General features: G+C 61.4%; 18 protein-coding genes. 6 read left to right on the top strand and 12 right to left on the bottom strand.

The window, feature by feature from the left end; all coding sequences use genetic code 11:
• Window positions 1–17 precede the first annotated feature (17 nt).
• On the bottom strand, window positions 18–1,001 hold the full coding sequence (locus tag ACZ5J0_RS04660) for a LysR family transcriptional regulator ArgP (protein WP_464094281.1): 984 nt from the start codon (window positions 999–1,001) through the stop codon (window positions 18–20).
• Between the two features lie 68 nt (window positions 1,002–1,069).
• Here ACZ5J0_RS04660 and ACZ5J0_RS04655 point away from each other — a divergent pair, with 68 nt between their 5' ends.
• From ACZ5J0_RS04655 to ACZ5J0_RS04640, 4 genes are all read left to right on the top strand, one after another.
• Entirely contained in the window at window positions 1,070–1,705 is a 636-nt protein-coding gene (locus tag ACZ5J0_RS04655) for a LysE/ArgO family amino acid transporter (RefSeq protein ID WP_464094280.1), read from the top strand.
• 78 nt (window positions 1,706–1,783) lie between these two features.
• A complete protein-coding gene (locus ACZ5J0_RS04650) occupies window positions 1,784–2,494 on the top strand; it encodes a response regulator transcription factor (RefSeq protein ID WP_024819794.1) in 711 nt (236 codons plus the stop codon).
• A 3-nt stretch (window positions 2,495–2,497) separates the two neighbouring features.
• The gene (locus tag ACZ5J0_RS04645; RefSeq protein ID WP_464094279.1) at window positions 2,498–3,961 is read left to right on the top strand and encodes a sensor histidine kinase; all 1,464 of its coding nucleotides are present in this window, start codon (window positions 2,498–2,500) and stop codon (window positions 3,959–3,961) included.
• Window positions 3,962–4,080: 119 nt separating this feature from the next.
• Entirely contained in the window at window positions 4,081–4,371 is a 291-nt protein-coding gene (locus tag ACZ5J0_RS04640) for a WXG100 family type VII secretion target (RefSeq protein ID WP_142940099.1), read from the top strand.
• 131 nt (window positions 4,372–4,502) lie between these two features.
• Here the strand turns inward: ACZ5J0_RS04640 and ACZ5J0_RS04635 are convergent, their stop codons facing one another.
• The 5 genes from ACZ5J0_RS04635 to ACZ5J0_RS04615 form a co-directional block, all read right to left on the bottom strand.
• Complete coding sequence (locus ACZ5J0_RS04635) at window positions 4,503–5,582, bottom strand: ribonuclease HI family protein (RefSeq protein ID WP_223941954.1); 1,080 nt, start codon at window positions 5,580–5,582, stop codon at window positions 4,503–4,505.
• A 211-nt stretch (window positions 5,583–5,793) separates the two neighbouring features.
• Complete coding sequence (gene groL / locus ACZ5J0_RS04630; RefSeq protein WP_142940101.1) at window positions 5,794–7,419, bottom strand: chaperonin GroEL; 1,626 nt, start codon at window positions 7,417–7,419, stop codon at window positions 5,794–5,796.
• A 297-nt stretch (window positions 7,420–7,716) separates the two neighbouring features.
• Window positions 7,717–7,920 (bottom strand): cold-shock protein, encoded by a 204-nt coding sequence (locus ACZ5J0_RS04625; RefSeq protein WP_011773737.1) that lies wholly within the window; start codon window positions 7,918–7,920, stop codon window positions 7,717–7,719.
• Window positions 7,921–8,091: 171 nt separating this feature from the next.
• Window positions 8,092–8,724: a LytR C-terminal domain-containing protein gene (locus ACZ5J0_RS04620; RefSeq protein ID WP_464094278.1), complete on the bottom strand. Its 633-nt coding sequence runs from the start codon at window positions 8,722–8,724 to the stop codon at window positions 8,092–8,094.
• Between the two features lie 49 nt (window positions 8,725–8,773).
• The gene (locus ACZ5J0_RS04615) at window positions 8,774–9,109 is read right to left on the bottom strand and encodes a DUF3263 domain-containing protein (RefSeq protein WP_024819788.1); all 336 of its coding nucleotides are present in this window, start codon (window positions 9,107–9,109) and stop codon (window positions 8,774–8,776) included.
• Between the two features lie 110 nt (window positions 9,110–9,219).
• On the opposite strand from ACZ5J0_RS04615, the gene ACZ5J0_RS04610 reads away from it, so the two are divergent.
• Entirely contained in the window at window positions 9,220–9,987 is a 768-nt protein-coding gene (locus ACZ5J0_RS04610; RefSeq protein WP_464094277.1) for a uracil-DNA glycosylase, read from the top strand.
• A gap of 82 nt (window positions 9,988–10,069) precedes the next feature.
• Window positions 10,070–10,909 (top strand): siderophore-interacting protein, encoded by an 840-nt coding sequence (locus ACZ5J0_RS04605; RefSeq protein WP_142940104.1) that lies wholly within the window; start codon window positions 10,070–10,072, stop codon window positions 10,907–10,909.
• Window positions 10,910–11,020: 111 nt separating this feature from the next.
• Here ACZ5J0_RS04605 and ACZ5J0_RS04600 read toward each other — a convergent pair whose 3' ends face one another.
• The 6 genes from ACZ5J0_RS04600 to ACZ5J0_RS04575 all read right to left on the bottom strand — a co-directional run bounded on the left by ACZ5J0_RS04600 (window position 11,021) and on the right by ACZ5J0_RS04575 (window position 17,703).
• On the bottom strand, window positions 11,021–12,508 hold the full coding sequence (locus ACZ5J0_RS04600; RefSeq protein ID WP_464094276.1) for a threonine/serine exporter family protein: 1,488 nt from the start codon (window positions 12,506–12,508) through the stop codon (window positions 11,021–11,023).
• Between the two features lie 27 nt (window positions 12,509–12,535).
• Entirely contained in the window at window positions 12,536–13,852 is a 1,317-nt protein-coding gene (locus tag ACZ5J0_RS04595) for a peptidoglycan bridge formation glycyltransferase FemA/FemB family protein (protein WP_464094697.1), read from the bottom strand.
• A 110-nt stretch (window positions 13,853–13,962) separates the two neighbouring features.
• Window positions 13,963–15,051 (bottom strand): lipid II:glycine glycyltransferase FemX, encoded by a 1,089-nt coding sequence (locus ACZ5J0_RS04590; protein WP_142940107.1) that lies wholly within the window; start codon window positions 15,049–15,051, stop codon window positions 13,963–13,965.
• Window positions 15,052–15,159: 108 nt separating this feature from the next.
• The gene (locus ACZ5J0_RS04585) at window positions 15,160–15,981 is read right to left on the bottom strand and encodes a DNA/RNA non-specific endonuclease (RefSeq protein WP_464094275.1); all 822 of its coding nucleotides are present in this window, start codon (window positions 15,979–15,981) and stop codon (window positions 15,160–15,162) included.
• A gap of 15 nt (window positions 15,982–15,996) precedes the next feature.
• Complete coding sequence (locus ACZ5J0_RS04580; protein WP_464094274.1) at window positions 15,997–16,248, bottom strand: hypothetical protein; 252 nt, start codon at window positions 16,246–16,248, stop codon at window positions 15,997–15,999.
• Between the two features lie 42 nt (window positions 16,249–16,290).
• Window positions 16,291–17,703: an L-serine ammonia-lyase gene (locus ACZ5J0_RS04575; protein WP_464094273.1), complete on the bottom strand. Its 1,413-nt coding sequence runs from the start codon at window positions 17,701–17,703 to the stop codon at window positions 16,291–16,293.
• Between the last annotated feature and the right edge of the window lie 164 nt (window positions 17,704–17,867).

Here is a 17,867-nt window from a genome sequence, read left to right as displayed (position 1 = left end):
GTTGGGATTTCGTGGATTCAGGGCTTGGCCAGGTACTGGCCGGACACCTCACGGACCGTGTCGCTCAGGACGTCCAATACCCTTGACGCCGTCTTCCACCGTTGCCAGTAGAGCGGCACATCGAAGGGTCGGTCCGGGGCGAGTTCGATGAGCCGTCCGTCGGCGATGTCAGGCCCGCATTGAACTTCCGGGATCAAGCCCCAACCAAGGCCCAAACGGATCGCGTCGCCGAAGTCCTGGGAAGCCGGGACGTAATGCCGGGGTCCTTTCCGGTCCGGAACCGCGCCGCCCTCAGCTTTGAACGCCGACTGCACAAACGCCCACTGATAGGTGTCCTTGCGATCGAAGTCCACAGTGGGCGCCGCATTGAGTGCGGCTCCGTCCACGTGGCTGCGCGGGTGCTTGTCCGGGTGCTTGTCCGGGTGCTTGTCCGGGTGCTTGTCCAAACCCTTTTCACCTTTCTGGAACCACCGTTCCACGAACTGCGGGGCTGCAACCGCGCGGTAGCGCATCACGCCAAGACTCTCTACGCGGCACCCTTGCACGGGCTCTGGAGTTGCCGTCACGGCGGCCATCACTTTCCCGGAGCGAAGCAAGGATGTGGAGTGCTGCTCATCATCCCTGTGGAGGTCGAAGGTGACGTTGAGGTCTTCAGGCACGTGGGCCAGCGCTTGCAGGAACCACACCGCCAAGGAATCCGCGTTGACCACAATGGGTACAGCCAACTGGGCCCTGTCCCCATCCAGCCCTAGTTCGCGTCCGGCATCAGCTTCCAGTTGCGCTACCTGCCTCGCCAGACGAAGGACCACTTCGCCCGCTTCCGTGGCCTGGGCAGGGTTGCTGCGTTGAAGCAAGACCCTCCCGGCCGACTGTTCGAGTGCCTTCAGCCGTTGGGAGACGGCCGACGGCGTGATGTGAAGCATGCGGGCGGCAGCATCAAGAGTGCCTTCTGAAAGGACCGTGGCGAACGTAAGGAGCTGGTCAGAAGGAAATTGCGGCATAAGAATATCTTATGCCGTATGAGAATCTTTAGCTGGCCTAAAGGTTGTTGCGCCCGTAATTTCGAAGGGTGAACTTTACTGATTTCTTCCAATCCGCTGGCCTCGGCCTGGCCACAGGCCTCGCCCTGATCGTCGCTATCGGAGCCCAGAACGCTTTCGTCCTCCGGCAAGGAATCCGGGGCGAGCATATTGTGCCCATCGTGGCGGTCTGCGCCTTGTCCGACGCCGTCTTGATCGCGGCCGGTGTATTAGGCACGGGTGCGCTTGTTACGGCAGCCCCTGCCGCCGTCGTGGTTCTTCGCTATGTGGGCGCCGCCTTCCTGGTGACGTACGGCATTGTGGCCGCCCGGCGCGCCCTCCGTCCGCAGTCGTTGACAGCAAGTGAAGGGCGCGTCAACGACGCCGGCGCGAAGCGGGGTCTCGCTGCCGCCGTCACCACCGTCCTGGCGCTAACCTGGCTCAACCCGCACGTCTATCTGGACATAGCACTTCTGGGCTCGATAGCCAGCGCCCAGGGCGACCAGCTGCAGTGGTGGTTCGGGGCTGGCGCCATGTTGGGCAGCATCCTATGGTTCAGCTCATTGGGATTTGGAGCACGCTACCTCCGCGGCTTCTTTGCCCGGCCACTGTCCTGGCGATTCCTGGATGGCGGGATCGCCGCAACCATGGTGGCGCTGGGAGCGGGGTTGGTGCTGGGGGCCTGACCTGCCGCCCTTAGCCACGCAGGCGGCTCCCATGCGGCGTCCAGAAAACTCCCAGTTTCTGGGAGCATCATGGGTGTCATGAAAAAGAACGGTCCTGAAGCCAAGCTTCTCGTAGTCGACGACGAACCCAACATCCGCGAGCTGCTGTCCACGTCGCTGCGTTTTGCAGGCTTCGAGGTTGTTGCGGCCGCCAATGGTCGCGAAGCCCTCGCCGCGGCCGACCTCCACTCACCGGACCTGGCAGTTCTGGACGTCATGCTGCCGGACATGGACGGTTTCACGGTCACCCGTCGACTCCGCGCTGCAGGCAAGCACTTCCCGGTGCTGTTCCTCACAGCGAAGGATGATACCGAGGACAAAGTCACCGGCCTCACCGTCGGTGGCGACGACTACGTCACCAAACCCTTCAGCTTGGACGAAGTGGTGGCGCGCATCCGCGCGGTCCTTCGCCGCACCCAGCCGCTGGAAGACGACGACGCCGTGATCCGCGTGGACGATCTTGAACTCGACGACGACGCCCACGAGGTCCGTCGCGGGGGCACCGTGATCGAGCTCTCCCCCACCGAATTCAAGCTCCTGCGCTACCTCATGCTCAATCCCAACCGCGTCCTATCCAAGGCCCAGATCCTGGACCACGTGTGGGAGTACGACTTCAACGGCGATGCTTCGATCGTGGAGTCCTACATCTCCTACCTGCGCCGCAAGGTGGACATCGATCCCGATGCCGCAGCCCTCATTCAGACCAAGCGCGGCGTGGGTTACGTGCTGCGGACGGCAGAGAAGCGCTGACCCTTGCTGCTTCGCTGGAAGTCGGCGTCCCTGAGGTCCCAGCTCGTCGCCATCATCATGGGCCTGCTGCTGCTCGCCCTGGCGGCCACGGGCGCGGGAACGTTGACGCTCGTCAAGAGTTACCTGCAAGGCCAGGTGGACGACAAACTCAAAGCCGCCGTCGCCCTGGCCCAGGACCAGCAGTCTTTCGACAAGCTGGCCCAGCCCAACCCCTCAACGCCTACCGACACTGCCGTGCCCACGGACTACTCGCTAACGCTGTACGTTCCAGGTCTGGAGCCTTATCCTTTCGGCGGCAGTCAGAGTGATCGTCCGGCGATCGCCAATATCACCGCAGCTGAAGCCAAGCTTCGCGGCAACTCCCCCTTCCAAGTCAAAGGCACGGCCGGAACCAACTGGCGCGTGGTGGCCATCGGGGTCACCGCCAACGGCCAAAACGGCGTAGTGATCATCGGGCTGCCTCTCACCCCGGTGGACAAAGTGATGGAGCACGCCGTCCTGGTGGTTGTAGGCGTGGGCCTGTTGACGTTGGTCCTGGCGTTCTTCATCGCCACGTGGACTGTGGCGCGGTCCTTCCGTCCGCTTGCCAAGGTGGAGAAGACGGCTGCAGCCATCGCGGCCGGTGATCTGTCCCGCCGCGTGGAGGTGGATAACCCGCACACTGAGGTTGGCCGGCTGGGCGGTTCCCTCAATGCCATGCTTGCCCATATTGAAGCTTCCTTTGCTGCCCGCGCTGCTTCCGAGGGGCGCATGCGCCGCTTCGCAGCGGACGCCTCCCACGAGCTGCGCACACCTTTGGTGACCATCCGTGGCTTCTCCGAGCTTTATCGTCACGGAGCATTGGCCACCAAAGAAGACGTAGCCATGGCAATGGGCAGGATTGAAAGCGAAGCCAAGCGTATGGGGTCCATGGTGGAAGACCTGTTGATGCTTGCCCGGCTTGATGAGCAGCGGCCCCTTCAACTCAAGCCAGTGGATCTCCAGCTCCTTGCCCACGATGCCGTAGTGGACACCAAGGCCTCCTCCGGAGACCGAACCATCACGCTCACCGGGCTCGACGATGCCTCCCCCACTGCTGCACCCGTTCAAGGCGACGAAGCAAAACTCCGGCAGGTCATTGGGAACCTGGTGGGAAATGCGCTGCGGTACACCCCCGAAGGCAGCCCCATAGAACTCGCTGTCGGTGTTCGAAACACTCCGTCGGGTTCCGTTTCAGTCATAGAGATCCGCGATCACGGGCCAGGCATTCCGGAGACCGAAACCAATAAGATCTTCGAGCGCTTCTACCGTGCTGACACCTCACGGACCCGGGAAACAGGCGGCAGTGGTCTCGGCCTTGCAATTGTTGCGGCGATTGTTGGCTCGCACGGCGGTACGGTCCAGGTTGCAGAGACCGACGGCGGCGGCGCCACTTTGGTAGTCAGCCTCCCCTTCCACCAGGAATCAGCCGAGCTGTTGTCCACATAGCGCTGTTGTCCACATAGCGACGTATGCCTGTTCTGCGGCTGCGGGCGGCTGCCTAGGCTCAATGTTGTAGCCAAGCATCCCCGCACCACGCGGAACATCGTCGTCGAAAGGCATCACCCATGAGCGTTATCTCAGTCGATACCGAACTTCTCCAACTCAAGTCAGCCAACGTCAAAGGAACTGTGGATCGCATCAGTTCCGATGTCCACACCATGCGGCGCGGCCTTGAGGAACTCGAGGCGACCTGGCGGGGAACAGCAGCCACCAACTTCCAGGCGCTTGTCATGGAGTGGTCCCTGACCCAAAGCAAGGTGGAGGCGTCCTTGGCCTCCATCAATCTGGCTCTGTCAACAGCGGCCACAAGTTACCTGGAAGTGGAGCAGGGAAACACGCAGCGCTTCACCTATTAGCTCACACTGTCGAGTTACTTACGCTCCCATGAACTCCTGCGGGGCGTGCTGTCTTCCCCCTGTGCAGCCGCCTCGCAGGTCAGGAGTAACTTCCGTTCAGCGTCAGTTCTCCGGCCTAGCTTTCATCCGGCCTAGCTTTCAATAGTCCCCTGGTGGAAACGCAGTCGCCATTGGCCGCGGTCCAGCATCCAGACGGAACTGCGAAGTGCTGAGCCCGTGGTTGCGAAGCTTCGGTAATTCAACAGCATGGTGTTGTCGCTGAGCCGGTCTGCGCTGAGCAGTTCCAGTTCAGTCGGTTCTCCCGGGTCCTCTTCCAAAGCCACCATCATGGCGTCCCGCGTCCAGAACCTGCCCGAACTCCCGATCTCCGCGAAGTCCGGGTGGAGCAGCACAGCAATCCTGCCAATGTCCGCCCTCACATCGGGCCGAAGCAGTTCCCGCTCCAGCGCCAAGACGGTGTCCTCCGCCGACAACTGCTGGGACGAGGCGTCATCCTCCAGCTCACTGAAGAGATCGGCCTGGCCAAAGATGCCGGATTCGCCAAAGAGCGTCGGCTCAAAATGCGGTCGAAGGCTTCGGTCTGCCTTCGTGGCCGTGGAAGCAGCGCCCACAGCGGAGGCGCCGGCACCGGTGCTTGAAGAGACGGGCAGAGGAGCACTGTCTTGCATACGTGACTCAGCCTGCCGCTGCGACTCAGCCTGCTGCTGCGAGCCTTCCCGCTCTTGGCTCGGACCGCCCTCGTGGGCTCCAGGGAACCCAGGGCCTGCTCGGTGCGCAACGCCCTGCTGGTAGGCGGTAGCAACAGCGCGGGCGCGCTCGTCTGCTGCTTCATTGAGGGGGTGACCAGCATGGCCCTTGACCCATTCGAAGGAGTATTTACGGCCAACGATCACTTGATCAATGTCCTTGAGAAGGTCCACATTCAGCACGGGCTTGCCGTCGGCCTTGCGCCAACCCTTCCGCTTCCATCCCGGCATCCACTTGGTGATGCAGTTAATGACGTATTGGCTGTCGCAAAGGATCAGCAGTTCTTCCTGCGGCACGTGGGCCGTGGACCGGAACAGGTCCAGGACGGCCATTAGTTCGCCCTGATTGTTGGTACCGTGCGGCCAACCCCCTGCTCGCCAACAGGAGTCATCAACATACCAGGCCCAACCGGCCGGCCCAGGATTACCGAGGGCAGACCCATCGGCGGCAGCAATAATCGTCATGGGGTTAATCCTGCCAGACCCCACCGACACTGAAACCGTGCTAGCACCCAACTAGGTCGCATCAGTGCGCGTTCTGAGCCCTCTAAACGCGCACTTATGCGACCTAGTTGGGCTGGGACCGCAAAACGGCGGCCCCCACCAAATGGTGAGGACCGCCGTCGTAATGCTATTCAGCGTGATGCCGGGTGCTGTATCGCTACAGCAGGGAGACTTAGAAGCCGCCCATGCCGCCCATGTCGTCGCCGCCGGGAGCCGGAGCGTTCTTCTCAGGCTTGTCAGCAACTACGGCCTCGGTGGTCAGGAAGAGACCAGCGATGGAAGCAGCGTTCTGGAGAGCCGAGCGGGTGACCTTTACGGGGTCGTTGACGCCGGCAGCCAGAAGGTCTTCGTACTCGCCCGTGGCAGCGTTCAGGCCGTGGCCGGAAGGCAGGCCGCGAACCTTGTCCACCACAACGCCCGGCTCAAGGCCAGCGTTGAAGGCGATCTGCTTCAGCGGTGCATCGATGGCAACCTTGACGATGTTGGCACCGGTTGCCTCGTCACCCTGGAGGGTGAGGTTGGCGAATGCCTTGGCACCAGCCTGGATGAGGGCTACGCCACCACCGGCAACGATGCCTTCTTCAACAGCAGCCTTTGCGTTGCGGACTGCGTCCTCAATGCGGTGCTTGCGTTCCTTGAGCTCAACTTCGGTTGCGGCACCGGCCTTGATGACTGCAACGCCGCCGGCCAGCTTGGCCAGGCGTTCCTGCAGCTTCTCGCGGTCGTAGTCGGAGTCGGAGTTCTCGATCTCGGCGCGGATCTGGGCCACGCGGCCTGCGATCTGATCGGCGTCGCCGGCACCTTCAACGATGGTGGTCTCGTCCTTGGTGACAACAACCTTGCGGGCGGTGCCGAGGAGTTCCAGGCCAGCGTTTTCGAGCTTGAGGCCAACTTCTTCGGAGATGACCTGGCCACCGGTGAGGATGGCGATATCGGCCAGCTGTGCCTTGCGGCGGTCACCGAAGCCCGGAGCCTTGACGGCAACGGACTTGAAGGTGCCACGGATCTTGTTGACGATCAGGGTGGCCAAGGCCTCGCCCTCGATGTCTTCGGCGATGATCAGCAGCGGCTTGTTGGACTGCATGACCTTCTCCAGAACCGTGACGAGTTCCTTCACGTTGGAGATCTTGGAGTTGACGATGAGGATGTACGGGTCTTCGAGGACCGTTTCCTGGCGCTCTGCGTCGGTGACGAAGTAAGCGGAGATGTAACCCTTGTCGAAGCGCATGCCTTCGGTGAGTTCGAGCTCCAGGCCGAAGGTGTTGGATTCCTCGACCGTGATGACGCCTTCCTTGCCCACCTTGTCCAGGGCTTCGGCGATGAGGCTGCCGATTTCCGGGTCGCCGGCGGAGATGGAAGCGGTAGCTGCGATCTCTTCCTTGGTCTCGATTTCCTTGGCGGAGGCGAGCAGTTCGCTGATGACTGCCTCAACAGCCTTCTCGATACCGCGCTTGAGGGACAGCGGGTCGGCTCCGGCGGCAACGTTGCGCAGGCCTTCCTTCACCAGTGCCTGGGCGAGGACGGTTGCAGTGGTAGTACCGTCGCCAGCGACGTCATCCGTCTTCTTGGCAACTTCCTTGACCAGTTCTGCACCGATCTTCTCGTAGGGGTCGTCCAGTTCGATCTCCTTGGCGATGGAAACGCCATCGTTGGTGATCGTGGGGGCGCCCCACTTCTTTTCGAGGACGACGTTGCGTCCACGCGGGCCGAGGGTGACCTTGACGGCGTCTGCGAGGATGTTCAGGCCCCGCTCGAGGCCGCGGCGTGCCTCTTCATCAAATGCAATGATCTTGGCCATAACGGCGGTAGTCCTTTCGGGACAGTCGTTAAGAAGGTACCTGTCAGATGGGGTGCCCGCGACGGACGGTCCATTGCTTGCGGCCTCTGTATGCCACGCGCTCCGGACCTCACCCCACCAAGGTGTTTCTTGATCCTCCGCAGATTCGACGCCTGCCCGCCGCCGGGATGAGCCGGGCCGGACTTAGCAGTCGAACCGTAGGAGTGCTAACTCAATAATTAGCACTCGACCGGTGAGAGTGCAAGCAGGGATGCCACTTCCCGCTACAAATAGGAGGGCTTTCAGCCGTGGGCTGACCTACGCGACGCGGACGCCTTCGGCCTGCGGACCCTTCTGGCCCTCCCCAAGTTCGAACTCAACACGCTGACCTTCTTCGAGGGCGCGGAAGCCATCCATCTGAATGGCCGACCAATGCACAAAGACGTCGTCGCCGGATTCATCCACAGTGATGAATCCGTAGCCTTTTTCGGCGTTGAACCATTTGACGGTTCCCAAAGCCATAATGCCCACACTTTCGCAGTAGCCAAGACCGGTTGCCGGGATCTCCGTACCGGAATCAATCCACTGTAACCACTGTCACCATCACCGCGCTGCCCCAAAGAGCGAAGGCACCGCTTTTGTTATTGAGGCTTAACCGAGTTGGGCCTTATCGCTTCAAGCCGGGCGTGATTCTTATTGGAAACCGGGGCCGGCCACAACCACCAGGGGTTGTTGAACCTCAGGCGTTTCCACAATGGTTTGAATGCCCAGCAAGGTTCCCAGGGCCTCAGCGTTCGCCTTTTGCTCCGGGGTGTTGTAGAAGATCACGGACGTCTGCTGCGGCAGCCCACCCCAGTTCCCTACCGTGCTCAACGCCCAACCATCACCCTGAACGAGGCCGGCCACACGCCCGGCCAAGCCGGCTGTTCCAGCGCCGTTGTACACAGCTACCGGAGTGGTCTTGTCCACAGGAGCCGAGGAGGGAGTCGCAGAAGGAGAATCCGACGGCGCCGGTTCGGTGCTGGCTTGACTGCCGGGATCGCCGGAGGCGGACGGCGCGCTGCTCGCTTCAGTGGGTGCAGCTGACGGTGCTGTTGAAGTCTGCTGGGGTGCCGGCGTCGTGGCGTTTGATGCTGCGCCCGGTGATACCAGCCCAAGGTTGGGGAGGATCAGGAAGGCCACCAGTCCGAGCACCAAGGCCACTGCCCCAACGGTCAGGACCGGCCACAGGGTGGGGCGTGCGGTCTCTTGGGCGTCGCGGTGAACGCCTTGACGGGACGTGTTCTGCGGAACCCGGTCGAATTCGTCCTTGGCATATTTGGTCATGGTGAAGCGGTGTCCTTGCTGGTTGCTGCTGACTGATCAGCCTGGCGATTTACGCGTCGGACCCCAAGCGACGTGCAGTCCTCGCACGCTGGCGGGACGTACGTAGTCTACGCAGTCTCTTGACGAGCATGGGATCGTGGGCCAACGCGTCCTCGGTATCGATCAGCGCGTTCAGGATCTGATAATAGTGGGTGGCGGAGAGGTCGAACAGCTCGCGGATAGCCTGTTCTTTGGCCCCGGCGTACTTCCACCACTGCCGCTCCAGTGCCAGCATCTGCTGATCCCGTTCGCTCAACGGAGAGTCGCTGCGGGTCTCGGCTGCGAGGTCCTCGAGCGCGAAACCTGTGGCCTGCGACGCCATCGGTTCCGGTGCTGGTTCTGCCACGGCACACTCCTTCGACGCTTATTGGGGGGAAAATGTCCTACCCCCATGCTACGGGCGAATAACAAGGCTGTCATTCGCAGTGCGGGTGCCGCGCGGGAGACAATAGCGTGATGACTGGCGAGGATGCACTCTTTGATCTTGAACCTGCCGACTCGGCCGACCCGGGCTTCGCCGCGTTGTGTGAGGCGCCACTCGAAGACCTGATGGCTCCCGACTGGGCCGACGCCTTGCGCCCTGTGGAAGGCCAGCTCCGGGAGACCCTGAAGTACGTGGCCGGCCAATCCTCAAACGGCGCACAGGTTCTTCCTGCGGCCAAAAACCTGCTGCGGGCTTTCGAGCAACCGCTGGCCGATGTCAAAGTCTTGATTCTCGGCCAGGATCCCTACCCGACTCCCGGCCACGCCGTTGGACTTTCCTTCGCAGTGTCGCGGCAAACACGGCCCATCCCCCGAAGCCTGGTCAACATCTATCGCGAACTCCGCGACGACCTCGGACTTTCACCGCGTGTTCACGGCGACCTCGGCGCCTGGACCGAGCAAGGCGTCCTGCTCCTGAACCGAGTCCTCAGCGTCGAAGCCGGGAACGCCGGTTCCCACCGCGGCAAAGGTTGGGAGGCCATTACGACGGCGGCGGTCACCGCCGTCGTAAACCGTACAGACGGCGATGGGCGGCAAAGTCCGCTGGTGGCGATCTTGTGGGGCAAGGACGCCGAGGGCGTGGTGCCGCTGCTGGGCGGGGCGCCGTCCATCGTGTCCGTCCATCCGAGTCCGCTTTCGGCCTCGAGGGGTTTCTTCGGCTCAAAGCCCTTTAGCCGGACCAACGATCTCCTGGTGGGTTTGGGCGCGGACCCCATCAACTGGGAACTGCCGGTTCTGTAGACTCACGGCTGCAACCTCCGGCAGCTGTAACCTTCGACTCATACCCAGCCGGTGCGCAGGTCATTAGCTTAGGCTTGCCTACATGACTGCACTCCCCGTCACTTCATCCGCTTCACGCAAGACTCGCCCGCAGGTGACCCTGACCGTCCTGCGCAACGAACGCCTGTCACCGCACATGGTTCGGATCGTTGCAGGCGGACCAGGATTCAGTGACTACGCGAACAACGAATACGTGGACCGATACGTCAAGATCGTCTTCCCCCAACCCGGCGTGGAGTACGAACTCCCGCTGGACTTGTGGGCCATCCGCGACACCATGCCCCGCGAGCAGTGGCCCCACACTCGTACGTACACCATCCGCTGGGTGGACTTGGAAGCTCAGGAACTGGCCATCGACTTTGTGGTCCACGGCGACGAAGGACTGGCTGGCCCCTGGGCTGCAGCGGCCAAGCCCGGCGATTCACTGACGTTCACAGGTCCGGGCGGTGCCTACAACCCCGCACCTGGCGCCGACTGGTACCTGTTCGCCGGCGACGACGCCGCCATACCGGCCATTGCGGCCTGTGTTGAGGCCCTTGCTCCGGATGCCCGCGGCACCGTGTTCCTTGAAGTGGACAACGAGGCGGACATTCTTCCGATTTCCGCACCCGCAGGTGTGGAGTTGCACTGGCTGCTGCGCAAAGGGATTCAGGCGGGATCCAGCCACCTGCTCCTTGAAGCACTAAGAAACACCGAATGGCTGCCGGGACGAGTGGATGTCTTCGCTCACGGCGAGCGGGGCTACATGAAGGGTCTCCGCGAGATCTTCTTCGTGCAGCGCCGCTTGGAGCGTTCGCAGGTATCGCTCTCCGGGTATTGGGCGCAGGGTCGCGTGGAGGAAGTCTTCCAGGCAGAAAAGAAGCTCCCCGTCGGACAAATCTAGACTCAGGTCAAATCTAGACTCAGGACAGATCCAGACTCAGGACAGATCAAGCGTCACTTCTTAAAGCCGAACGGCGCCGCCTCATTGGGCAGCGCCGTTCGGCTTTTGTGGTTAGCGCCTGCGTACCCTGCGCCGTTCGTTGCTGGACAACCCCTTCGTGAGCGGTCTGGCCAAGTTGTCGCCCAGCACAATGCCCGCCGCCACTCCCAGCACTATGGCGCCGGCGTTGAGCATTCCACCCGCACCCAGAAGGATGTTGCCCCCCTCAACGGTGAGCGCGTACATGGAGCGGAAGATCGTCAGACCTGGCAGCAGGATCAGTGCAGCTGGAACAGCCACCACAAGCTGCGGTGCCCCGAGTTTGAGCGCCACTACACGGCCCAACAAGCCGATGGCCACGGCGGCGACCGCTGGTGACAAGCGGTCGCCAAGGCCGGCTTCGCCCACCCCCCACAAGACGAAGAAGCCCACTATGCCAACTGCCGCCGTCGGGAGTAACAGCCGCATTTGAGTCTGTTCGGTGACGCCGATGGCCACCACCGCGATGGCAATGAGCACTGCCTGGATCCACAGCGGATACGCGTCCGGGAAGGTTTGCGTGACGTCCAGGACGGCGCTGCCCATGAGCGTTCCCACCACCACGGCGACGCCGATACCTGCCACGATCGCACCGAATGTCAGTGCCGTGGAAAGAAAGCGGCCCGCCGCCGTTACCGGGAAGCCGTTGATCGCGTCTTGAACGGATGAGACAAGTCGACCCGTTGGCAGCAGCAGCAGGATTCCGCCGGCAACCACAATGGAAGGAGCAATGTCCACACCCGCCCACCGCAGCATCAGGGCAATAAAGGTAACCAGGAATGCGCACGCCATGGTGTTGAAGAAGTCCGCTGTGCGCCACCGGGCAAGTTGCCGGGAGAGCAGGCTGATCAGGATATTGGAGCAGAAGGCAACCGCCGACGCGCCCAGTCCCCCACCCAGTACGCCAACAAATACCGCCGAGAAAATACCGAACGCAATGGTGACCATCCACCGGGGGAACGGTTTGGCGCTGCGGATGATCTCGTTCAACCTGCGCACGGCTTCGTCACGGCCTACTCCCCCTGCCACGATGTCCGTGACCAACTGATGCACCTGGGCCAGGCCGGCGTAGTTGTTGGTCCAGGAGCGCACTACACGCAGCAGCGTGATGGGAGTCTGGTCTTTGGGCGCATAGTTGATGGCCACCGACTGGTTGGTGATGTCCACTTCAACGTTCTTAAGGCCAAGAGCTGCTGTGACCGCAATCATGCTGGTCTCCACCTCAAGGGCACCTGCACCATAACGGAACATGACTTCGGCCAAATGCAGAGCGAAGTCGATGGTCTTGCGGGCCGAAGCGTCCACACCCACCACTTGAATAGTGGGGTTGGCGTAAGGACTTCCGGCCAACCGGTCCACGATGTTCATGGGTGCGGTGGGCGGGCTATCGCCTTGAACCAAACGCATCAGCATGCGCTTGGCGTTGACGTTCTGCCGGACCTGGGATGGCCGCAACGGCTGGGTTTTAGGCAACCCGTCGGTATGGGGCCTGTTGGCGGACCCGTCGGGGCGTTCAGTCACGCGGTGATCCTCCCTTGGCTTGTGTGATTAGCGATTCCTCCGAAATTTTCCTACTACCGGCAATTTCTCAAGGGGCAATCGTCCCAGAACTGACTGGGCGGCCCCTGCGAGCTTCCTGACCGCGCGGTAGCCATGGAAGATGAGCGGGTTCACCGGCGCTACGAAATCGCCCACCAACTGGACCACCTCGCCACCGAAGCCCTTCTTGAATTCGTAGCCTCCATGGCCGGTTTCATCCTGGCCTTGGATACCGAACGTGCCATAGAAGTTGTAGCGCGAGTATCCGTTGTTCAACGCGTGCAGCATCATGCCCCAGTAAAGGGACGTGGCGCCGTTGAAGTAGATGTAGTCCTGCACTGTTCCGCCAATGACGCACACCAGTTCGTCGCCGGAGCACGCAAAGTGGATGGCGGCCACCGTAGCCACACCCACGGAATCGGGGAAGCGTTCAATGTCCTTGAGGCTGCGCTCGTAGCTGTCCACCAGGTCCTGGACCACTTTGACCCGGTTGGCCTTCTTCTTGCTGCCGGTCTCCTCGACCTCGCGCTTCAGATCGGCCAAGGTCTTGGACTCGGCTTCCAGGCGCTCCGTGATGGAGGCCCGGTACTCGGGAATGTTGATCTTGGCCATCATGAGCTTGGTGAACTCATCGGAGGTATTCCGCAGGAGTTGCTCGTAGTACTCGCGTTCGCGGTACGTGAAGCCCTTCTCATCACCAGCGGTGCTCAGCGCGTTGTAGAAATCGTCCAGCGTCTCCAGCGTGGCCTGTTCCAGGTAGACGCCGTTTTTCTCGGCTTTACGGATGGCCTTGCGCGTGCGGTAGTTCATCCCCATGATGAGCTCTTCGGAGTCAGCAATCCCGTCGAGCTGCTTGATGAACATCCAGTTGATATTGGCGAAGTTCATGTCGAAGCCCTGGTGCGTGAAGCCAAGCCCTTTGAGCTCCTTCAGCAGCGGGCGGTTGTCTTCAACTTCGGGGTGTTCGGCGCCTTCTTCGTCCCGCGCGATGTACCGGATGTTGGGCGAAATGCGCAGCTCGGCAGCCTTCTTGGAGGCCGCATGCTTCTTCAACCGCTCGACGACGAAGCTCACCACTGTGGGGTCGCTGTAGTCCATCAGGGGTCCCTTGGCGCAGTCGGCGGTCTTGTACCCGATGCGGTTGGACGTGTACACCAGCTTGCCCGCAGCAACGAGGGGGCCGCCGCGTGTCACACCGAAGAGTTCCACTTCCTGCCCACGGGCGCGCTGGAAACGCGTCAGATCCATGGACTGGATGAAGCTCCCCTGCGGGTGTCCCTTGGCGAACGTCTCGAAATCAGCGTCACTGAGAATCACGAATTCCATGTCGGTTCCAGCCTCAATCGGAGTCAAAGAAATTACCTCACCTAAAAGTAGATTGCACCCGTTGGTGGCCGGGGCGGGCCTGAATTTGGCGTGCTGGCTGCGGGTGGCCGTCAGTAGAACTGACCGCCGGTACGCCTGGTTTCGAGCCTTCTGAACACCTTCTCAGCGCCCTTGAGCCACAGCTTGTGGCGGACGGGGCCCAGGACAAGGTCATAACAACCCACGAAGTCCGTCACGGTTTTGGTGAAGCTTGTCTTGAACGATCCCAGTCCGTACAGGGGGTGGCTCTTGTCCTTGATCCGGTCAGCAGAGGGTGTGCCGCAGAAGTCGTACTCCACGCAACCGAGCTCCTGCATACGCTGGATCGCTGCCCATTGGACCAGATGGGAGTCGCCGTACTGCTTGCGGTTCTGGGTAGAGCCGCCGTCCTTGTACGTCGCTTTCGATCCGTAATTGATGACGAATGCACCAACGCTAGGTGCGCCGTCCTCATATACGAAGAAGAAGTGGCCCTGCCCACGGCTGCAGAACTCTTCCCAGAACCTGGAGTAGTACTCGTAGCTCCGCAGCGGCATGGAGCCTTTAGCGTCCATGGTGTTCCGCATGAGGGCGTAGAGCTTGCGGTAGCTGTCCTCGCCCGGCTCGGCCTGAACTACCTCGCAGCCTTCACGCTCCGCCCTACGCACGGCATTACGGGCACGCGAGGATATGCTGCGGAGGACTTCATTGGCCGGCGCGGAGATATCCAGCAGAGCCGTGGAGTCATTGGACTGGATGTTGGGAGCTTTGACCAGTCCGGCGGCATTAAGTTCTGCCACGGCCTCAGCCGAGTCCACAATGTCAGGCTCGATCTTGATGCTGAAGACGTTCATCTTCTTCTCGCGAGCCAGCGCGGCCACTGCTTTCAGGGCCGGCTGAATGTCACTGACCTCCAGGACGTCCGGTCCCTTGATCAGGTACCAGAGCCGACCCATTACGGGGAACTTCTTCTCCAGGAGCAGGTTGTAGCTGGAGTACTCCTGAGTCTCCACGACGAGCCGCCGGACGAGCCAGCCGTTTCCGTCCTTGACCGCCGCGTAGGCGTCCGACTGCAGCATGTTGCCGCCGTTCGGATTTGCCGTGACGTGCTTGTCCCAGTTATCGATTTCCTCGGCGGTGGCAAAGCGGGCGGTAAATTCTCGCAAGGTGGCCGTGTCCAATCTCAGGGTTTTGGTGCAGTGTTCAAAAGCGTAGTGCGCATGCGGACATGCAGCCCCAAGTCTATCGGGGTATGTGGATATCGCCCGATTCTGCTGGATCACCACGGTTCAGAGCCTGATCTGCTCCATGCTCTCCAGCTCTATGGCCCTGGGTTCCACGCCGGATTCCCGCTGGCCGCTCACAAGCCGATCCGCATTGATCAGCCTGCTGAGGCTGAGCCCGGTCAGATCCGCTATCTGCCCGATGGGCACTTGGAACGTCCTGAAGGGGCCCAGCGGCGGTGGCTCGCCCTCAAGGAGCCGCTGGACGATTGCCTTCTTCAGCTCCACCTTGCCCAGCATGGGTGACTGGTCCAGGACAAAGCCGACGGCGGCCAGCTTGGCGTCGTTGGTCCATGCCGCAATTTTCCAAAACTTTCGAGGGATCTGAACACCCCGATATACGGGGTCGTCATCGACAAACACCGGCCCCGTGAACACGCTCAGCTTTGCGTCATAGGCATCAGCATGGCCAAGAACGTGGTCTTCGAGCCCCACCCAGAGCTCCTTGCCCTGATTGAAGTCATTAATTTGTGGTGCCGCATTGGTGTAACTAAAGGTGTCCTGATTGGCTTTCTTCGCCGTTGCTGAATCGCCCCACACCGGATCCAGGCGCCGGACCAGATGGCCGCGATCAAACGCATTGTTCTTGTACAGATCCGGGCCGGCCTGCTGCTCCCGGGGGATTCTGTCATCCACATGCCATGACCCCTCACGGGCCAGCGGCACCAGATCCTTGCCGTTGATGTTCACCCCCACAATTGCCGCGAGCTTCCGGGCAACCCGGAACCGCACGGAGAAGTGGGTGTAGTCCAAAAGAATGGTGGTTGCCGCCGGACTGGGCAGTTCAAGCCGTGTCCGCAGAAAGTCCCTGCTGTATCCCCCGCTCATGGATACAGCATGACATCAGGGGCTGACAGTAATAGGGCGCCGGGCCCTTCGCTGCTCAAGAAGTGCCACCACAACGGCCGCCACTGGGCCGGCGACGGGGACAGCAAACGCCAATAGCGCCAATGCGAACCGAACGCCCGGTGAGAAGGACTTAGTGCGAAGTACCAGGATCAGGGCAGCTACCAACAGAAGCAGTGACACTACCCCGGCCCCCACCACTGCGGCTTCCCAAAGCGTGGGAACAATGGGATTTACTTGATCATTCATACGGTCCCCCCAGAGACAGTTGTGAACCCACAGCCCACAGAATTAGCATTCGACGACGTTGACGGCCAGGCCGCCCATCGCGGTTTCCTTGTACTTATGGGACATGTCCTTGCCCGTCTCCCGCATGGTCACGATCACCTCGTCCAACGACACCCGATGCGTCCCATCCCCCCACAACGCCATCTTCGCCGCGTTGATGGCCTTCGCCGCCGCGATCGCGTTCCGCTCAATACACGGAATCTGCACCAACCCCCCGATCGGATCACACGTCAGCCCCAAATTATGCTCCATGGCGATCTCCGCCGCGTTCTCCACCTGACCCGGCGTACCGCCCATCACCTCCGCCAACCCGGCAGCAGCCATCGACGACGCCGAGCCCACCTCGCCCTGACACCCCACCTCAGCACCCGAAATGGACGCCTGCTCCTTATACAAAACCCCCACAGCACCGGCAGCCAGCAGGAACTTCACCACCACATCATCCCGGTCCCGCTGGGTAGCTTTGTCCATGCCCGGGGCATAGTTCAACGCGTAATACAACACCGCCGGAATAATGCCCGCCGCACCATTGGTCGGCGCCGTCACCACCCGGCCACCGGAAGCGTTCTCCTCATTGACCGCCAACGCGATCAAATTCACCCACTCCTGCCAATACTTCGGATCATTCCGGTCCTTGTCCTCCTTCAGGAGCCGCTCCAACCAATCAGGAGAACGACGACGAACCTTCAAACCCCCAGGCAACACACCCTCACGCTTCAACGACGTTTCAACACAGGCCTCCATCACGGCCCAGATATGCAGAAGACCCTCACGGATCTCCTCCTCAGACCTGCTGGCACGCTCATTGATGAACATGATGTCGCTAATGCCCAACCCCTTGGACGAACACCGGCCCATCAACTCCGCCGCCGTCCTAAACGGCAACGGCAACTCCTTCTTCGACTCCTCAAGATCCTCCAGGGCCGCGTCTTCCTCACCCTCCCGGACAATGAACCCACCACCCACCGAAAAGAACGTCGCCTCCCTGAGAACGTTCCCCTCAGCATCAGAGACCTGAAACTTCATCCCATTCGTATGCCGCGGCAACACCGTCAACGGATGAAGAACCATATCCTCCACCGCATACGGCAACTCCACACCCCCACCCGAAGCACCAGCCAGATTCAGCACACCCGTCTCGGCGATCGCAGCGAGCCGTTCCTCAACCTCGTCCGGCAGGATCAGCTCAGGGTGATAACCCTCCAAACCCAGCAACGTAGCCGTCATGGTCCCATGCCCCCGGCCCGTCGCAGCCAACGAACCATACAAATCAACCCGCAGCGAAGCCACCGAACCCAGGACACCAGCGTCCTTGAGCTCCCGGGCAAACACCGCCCCGGCCCGCATCGGCCCCACAGTATGAGAACTCGACGGGCCAATACCCACAGTAAACAGATCGAAAACGCCAACAGCCATGGTCGGGATTCCTTAACAAAGCTTGAAAACGGTCCGGCAGATGGTCCTACCGGAGGGCCGCCCCCCGTGTGCCGGTCAGCCCGGCGCCCAATTCGGGGTCTAGCTGCAGAACATGCCGTGCGCACGGCACAGCCCGCAGCGAACCCCCGAATCGGACTTGGTCG

It is taken from the genome of Arthrobacter sp. DualSoilB13 (assembly GCF_055389195.1).
The sequence above is the reverse complement of the archived record's forward strand: the minus strand, read 5'-3'. Positions and strand labels throughout refer to the sequence as shown.

Excerpts from the sequence above, each read along its gene's own strand:
- ACZ5J0_RS04605 (WP_142940104.1), top strand. The coding sequence starts at position 10,070 with ATGACTGCACTCCCCGTCACTTCATCCGCTTCACGCAAGACTCGCCCG.
- ACZ5J0_RS04650 (WP_024819794.1), top strand. The coding sequence starts at position 1,784 with ATGAAAAAGAACGGTCCTGAAGCCAAGCTTCTCGTAGTCGACGACGAA.
- ACZ5J0_RS04625 (WP_011773737.1), bottom strand. The coding sequence starts at position 7,920 with ATGGCTTTGGGAACCGTCAAATGGTTCAACGCCGAAAAAGGCTACGGA.
- ACZ5J0_RS04595 (WP_464094697.1), bottom strand. The coding sequence starts at position 13,852 with ATGGAATTCGTGATTCTCAGTGACGCTGATTTCGAGACGTTCGCCAAG.
- ACZ5J0_RS04660 (WP_464094281.1), bottom strand. The coding sequence starts at position 1,001 with ATGCCGCAATTTCCTTCTGACCAGCTCCTTACGTTCGCCACGGTCCTT.
- ACZ5J0_RS04635 (WP_223941954.1), bottom strand. The coding sequence starts at position 5,582 with ATGACGATTATTGCTGCCGCCGATGGGTCTGCCCTCGGTAATCCTGGG.
- ACZ5J0_RS04620 (WP_464094278.1), bottom strand. The coding sequence starts at position 8,724 with ATGACCAAATATGCCAAGGACGAATTCGACCGGGTTCCGCAGAACACG.
- ACZ5J0_RS04580 (WP_464094274.1), bottom strand. The coding sequence starts at position 16,248 with ATGAATGATCAAGTAAATCCCATTGTTCCCACGCTTTGGGAAGCCGCA.
- ACZ5J0_RS04575 (WP_464094273.1), bottom strand. The coding sequence starts at position 17,703 with ATGGCTGTTGGCGTTTTCGATCTGTTTACTGTGGGTATTGGCCCGTCG.
- ACZ5J0_RS04610 (WP_464094277.1), top strand. The coding sequence starts at position 9,220 with ATGACTGGCGAGGATGCACTCTTTGATCTTGAACCTGCCGACTCGGCC.
- ACZ5J0_RS04640 (WP_142940099.1), top strand. The coding sequence starts at position 4,081 with ATGAGCGTTATCTCAGTCGATACCGAACTTCTCCAACTCAAGTCAGCC.
- ACZ5J0_RS04585 (WP_464094275.1), bottom strand. The coding sequence starts at position 15,981 with ATGAGCGGGGGATACAGCAGGGACTTTCTGCGGACACGGCTTGAACTG.
- groL (WP_142940101.1), bottom strand. The coding sequence starts at position 7,419 with ATGGCCAAGATCATTGCATTTGATGAAGAGGCACGCCGCGGCCTCGAG.